Genomic DNA, 5,149 nt, shown 5'->3' with positions numbered 1-5,149 from the left:
TCAGTATAGGCATTATTAACTTTTTTTACGATAAAACCGATAAGTAACTTTCTGATTCAACTGGGCGGGGCCCTGCCGGTCTTTTTCCCACTCTTTGACAGCTTCCCAACTTGAAAAGTCGGTATGAGGGCTTACCAGAGCCTCAAGCTGTAAATACCACGGCTCTTCTACCATTACTACTTTTAAGCCTGGTCCGTCCGTAACCCCCCAAGACGAAATCCTGTGTTCATAAAAATTTCTTACTTGACCGTTCTGCCAATAGGTCCTGATTCTTTCTGCCTTTATCTCTCCTACTAATTGCCAGTTTTGTGCTTCCAACCACCCGGATGATCCTCTTTCCATATATAAGCCACTAAAAAGAGGGCTTTCCTCTTTTTTGGCCCTCACAACAGAACCGATTGTGCCTGAAATTAACGGTATTTGCATCGCATGTCCCAGAGGAGATCGGGTAAAGTCGAAAGCCAACTCTCCCATCCATCTTGTCGTATCTCCTGGAGCAAAAGATACCACTATACCTGTGTATCTATCTTGCCCTTCACAATCTTCATACAAAAAACCTATTGAATTCCCGTTTTTATATGTCTTACCAGCAAAAACAGCAAAACCCTCTGCCGTTCTTCCTAAAGGCTCTGGCCTTACAGGCAGCTTCCCCCACCTTAATTCATAATGATAAGGCCCATCATCTAAATAATAGTATAAAAATGCTTCAGCCCAATTTGATGGCCTATCTTCACCAAAGCCCCAATCTATGTAGGTTCCGTGAAGCCCAAATCCAGAATCATGAAAGTAATCCGCTGTAACAACAATCCCTGAATAGCCCGCTCCTTCTCCACCTTCCAGATCTCCTATACCCGGAACTTGGTCGAATAAAGATATAGCATCTGGATATGGAAACCGCAAATAGCGAGATCTCCCAAGCTTCGCTGATACGCTCAAGGTAGACCATTGATTTTTATAAAATCCAACCCATTCAAGATAAAGCTCATCCACTCTTGGGGAAAAACTTTGCAAAGAATACTTCTTATCGTTGCTGCGGAATATTCCGTGAAGCCTTAATCCTCTCCATAAATCAACGTCTAGCCCAAGTTGCAAATTTCTGAATTCGAGATGATCTTTCCAAAAGTGGGCACCAACGCTTGTATACCAATAGCCATTGCCAAATCCAATGGAGGGGAAGTTCCAGTCCATCTCCTCTGCAAGGCACATCTGAACACTCCCCTCAACTATTCCTACAAAAATTAATAAAATCAGAATAATGTTGACAAGCCTGCCCTTCATGTCCTCTCCCTAGAGCGTCTTCTAAAAAGATTGAGAAGATAGTTAATGTATGTCTTAGGATTCATGGCTTCTTTTATCACTTTGATCTTTTCTCTCTGAGCCTCGTCTTGGGAAGCACTCAAAATAAATTCCTTGATGAAAGCCACCATGACTGCGACAAAAAAGCCCAATATTATGGCCACTATTACCATTAATTTTCTCTTAGGCTTAAATCGCTTGTCAGGGGGATAGGCTTCATCCAAAACTTGAATTATCACCGGATCCGCTGCTTCTTGCATTCGCGCTGACTCGTAAAGCTTTAGCAAAGTTTCGTAAATTGTCTCATTAAATCTCCAGTCCCTATACTTTTGGAGATACTCTATTGTAGCAGCAGGCATGCCACCCTGTGGGTTTAAAGGGTCACCAGATTCCGGTTTACTTTCCAGCTCAGCAAGCTCTCGCTGAAGCAAGGATATTTCTTCCTTTAGTTTCACTACTTCAGGGTTTTTGTTAGTTGCATACAATAACATTGACTTCAGTTGTATCTCTTTAGCGGTGATTTTCGCGCGCAAGTTTATACGGCTTTGAGTGTTAGCGGTTAGCTGGATCTGACCTGAATATACTCCGGTTTTTTCCTGAAATTCCTTAAATTCAGCTTCAGATTTCAACAGGTTTTGTCTTGCTTTTTCAAGTTCTTTTTCGTAATAAAGCCTACGCTGGCTTATCTCTGTTATTGATAAATGCCTCTCAACTTCTTTAAGAGCATCAACATAGGCATTCGCTATGGCCGCTGCTTTGGTGGGATCCTCAAAGACTACCGAGATCTCGATAAGTCCGTCCTCAGTCTCAGTAATTTGCTTCTCTCCTATATATTCTTTCACCAATTCCTCTCTGGTCCATTCCTTCCCTAAGCCAACCATTTCTCGCCAGTTTTCCGGAGCAAAGCGATCTAACACGTAATCCTCCACCGTACGGCTTTCCAAAATGCCCACATATGTATTCCCTTCTTTAATCCCTGGCAAAGCTATATTCGCCAATTGCCGCATCTCTTCTGGTATAAAGGCCATAACTGAAGCTCCCTGCTTAGGATTTAAAATCCTCACCTGGGCCTTATATTGTGGTGTCATAAGCAAACTAATAATCACTGCCGATATGCAAAAAAGGAAAGTAATCCAAAATATCAAAAATTTATGCTTCGCAAGAATGAAAAAAACATCTATCAGAGAAATCTCTTCCTCCTCTGTAAAGCTAATGGCTTTACTTTCTACAATTAATTCAGCATTCTTTCTTTTGTTATTATCTTCCATATCAGCTCGCAACCCCCTAGTCGCTGCTTATGTTGTGGATACTAGCTGCCGTTACAGCCAACTTGTAAATTATATCTATGTAATCCCTGGTGTTGCGAAGACCTCTATAGCTTTCTAACTTCTGAGGAACTATGATTGCATCGCCAGGCTCTAACAGCCCCCATTCTGCTTCCTTTCCAAACTTCTTGACCCATGGGGCAGATGCTCTATAGTTTTTCTTAACCCGTACCGCGGTGCCATCTACTTTCAGGATATATATTCTTTCCGGATTAGCATCCCTAGTATAACCGCCAGCCATACGTATATAATCTCTCCAGGAAAGGTTCTTATCATAGACAAAAGAAGAAGGGTTTAATACTGAACCCAGAACTTGTACAGTTGTAGGGTTTGCCGGTATATAAATCCTATCACCATCCTGGAGCTCTATATCGTAAGGAGTATTCCTTATTTTATCCGGCTCCGCCACAAAGGTAGCTATACGCCCTGTAGCTCGGGTCTCTTTAAGTTTCCGAAGGAGAATGCGCTTTTGCTCAGATTCTGCCCTTAACATTTGCGCTTCCTGAGGAGTCAGAGCCGAGGACATTTCGTTGACATTAATAGCCGACAATTCCCTTTCCAATCTGTTCACCATGTCCTCTATTTGTTTCTGTTGTGCTTTACGTACACTCTCTCTAGTAATAATAGCGCCTCTTGGATAAGCTTTTTCCGTAAATCCCCCAGCACGCTCTAAGACACTCGAAAGGGTCTCCCCTTCTTTTATGGTATAAATACCAGGATAATTAACTTCACCATAAACCCTAACTGTTCTATAAAGCTTCCAATTAGGCACTGTCCTCACAAAAATATAATCGTTTATCTGGAGGTACAGATCATTGACAGGGTCACCCTCCAATGCCTTTTTAAGATCAACCTGTATCCTTTCTGTCTCAGGCCCTCTTGGGGTTACCTTCACTCTAGTAATTTCTGCGATATTGGAGGCATAGTAAAGCAACCCTCCAGCCCGCTTTATCACATCAGAAAGGCGCGTCTTGCCAGGCTCTATGGCAAAGGAGCCAGGTTTGGCCAGTGCCCCACTGACACGAACAAAAGACATTCTTTCTATCGCTGGAAACAATCTAATGAAATCCCCATCCTTAAGGGAAAGGCTCGCGAGGGAATTCCTAGACAATGCTGATAAGTCGCCTTCGAAAACCAATCTATATTCCTGATTGCTTATTCGCATAACCTGCACTCGCCCCTTGAATGCTGTGGCAGTAAGGCCTCCAGCCATCTCTATAAGCTCTTTTAGGCTGGTTTCTCCTTTGAGCTCATATATGGCGGGCTTTTTCACATTTCCCGTTATTGCAACCTGAGGGCCAACAGTAGGGATGAAAATCACATCTTCTGGAAGAAGCCTTATGTCTTTCGACTTATCTCCCTTCAGAAGAAAATCATACATATCGAAGTGAACTATCTCCTTATTATTCCTCTTAACTATGATATCTCTCATGGTGCCTGAGCTCCCCGGACCCCCTGCGGCCATAAGGGCATTCACCAATGTAGAAAGAGACGAAATAGTGTACGCACCAGGCTGCCGAGTATTCCCAACAACATACACTTTTATGTTTTTCAAGGCCCCCAAGGTCACACTGAGCTGGTAATTAGAGTAATACTTGGAAAGTTCCCTATCTATGGTTTCCCTTAGCTCCTCAAAGGACAGACCTGCAACATTCAACACTCCAACTCTAGGGATCATTATGGTACCATCCCTAGAAACCGTTACTGTCCACTGGCCCTCAACCATGCCCCATACATCTATTTTTATCTCATCCCCCGGCCCTATTACGTAATCCGGCCTTACGGGAACAATATCAGCAGGAGCAAAGGTTGATGGCGCTTTCCTGAAAAAATCAAGCCCAAATCGCCTTATGTTTGTCAATTGCTCTTCAGGAAGGCTTCCCATTATAAACCCCTGAAACTCTGAAAAACTCTCTTCCATAGCTTTTTCTTGCTGATACGATTCCTGAGCCTCTTGATTCAATTGAAAACTCTTGTTCTGTTGCTGAGGGAAAATGTTAGGTATCCCTGTTTCCGTCTCATCGCTAAACTGCCCATCCTGCACTACTCCCGGTTCTTGAACGTCAGACATATCAATGCCCCCAAAGGAAGGAACATTAGGGGCGCTGGAATCAGACCCAGTTTCCGATAAAGCCGCTGATGGAAACATGAAAAACAAAAACATAATAATTATTAAAAACCTTTTCAAAAATCATACCTCCCTACGTGTGTTTGGTAATTCTTCTACATATCGGACCTGTCTAATAAAAGTATTTCGCAAGTTATTTGCAAAGATTATAACAAAAACTCAATGCAGAGGTTATGTTTAATTCAGAATACAAGCGTATTTTATTCTCTCCCCTCTTACTGCAAGAGCAAATCTATTCTGCAAAGAACTTTTACTATTTCATCCTGGAGAAAAAGGGAAACCCTGTTATCCATTGGAGTCCTTTCCATGTTGACAATACACAAAAAGGCTCTGTTCCTTCTAGCCAGGGAAGGGAACCAATTGGCCGGAGACACCCTCAACGAGGAACCCAATACCAAAA

At 42.7% G+C, this 5,149-nt stretch carries 3 protein-coding genes; all 3 read right to left on the bottom strand.

Going from position 1 to position 5,149, the window contains the following annotated elements; genetic code table 11:
• Positions 1-15 precede the first annotated feature (15 nt).
• From H0Z23_RS08460 to H0Z23_RS08450, 3 genes are read right to left on the bottom strand one after another with little or no spacing between them, the layout of a single operon-like run.
• Positions 16-1,278 (bottom strand): hypothetical protein, encoded by a 1,263-nt coding sequence (locus H0Z23_RS08460; protein WP_296869009.1) that lies wholly within the window; start codon positions 1,276-1,278, stop codon positions 16-18.
• Positions 1,275-2,564, bottom strand: a complete 1,290-nt coding sequence (locus H0Z23_RS08455; RefSeq protein ID WP_296869008.1) for a GNVR domain-containing protein — start codon at positions 2,562-2,564, stop codon at positions 1,275-1,277. The genes H0Z23_RS08460 and H0Z23_RS08455 overlap by 4 nt, the downstream gene beginning before the upstream one ends.
• Before the next feature lie 16 nt (positions 2,565-2,580).
• Positions 2,581-4,809, bottom strand: a complete 2,229-nt coding sequence (locus H0Z23_RS08450; RefSeq protein ID WP_296869007.1) for an SLBB domain-containing protein — start codon at positions 4,807-4,809, stop codon at positions 2,581-2,583.
• Positions 4,810-5,149 lie beyond the last annotated feature (340 nt).

It is taken from the genome of Thermovirga sp., assembly GCF_017656375.1.
Lineage (GTDB): Bacteria > Synergistota > Synergistia > Synergistales > Thermovirgaceae > Thermovirga.
Note: the sequence above shows the minus strand (reverse complement) of the source record. Positions and strands in the feature narration are given on the sequence as shown.

Excerpts from the sequence above, each read along its gene's own strand:
- H0Z23_RS08460 (WP_296869009.1), bottom strand. The coding sequence starts at position 1,278 with ATGAAGGGCAGGCTTGTCAACATTATTCTGATTTTATTAATTTTTGTA.
- H0Z23_RS08455 (WP_296869008.1), bottom strand. The coding sequence starts at position 2,564 with ATGGAAGATAATAACAAAAGAAAGAATGCTGAATTAATTGTAGAAAGT.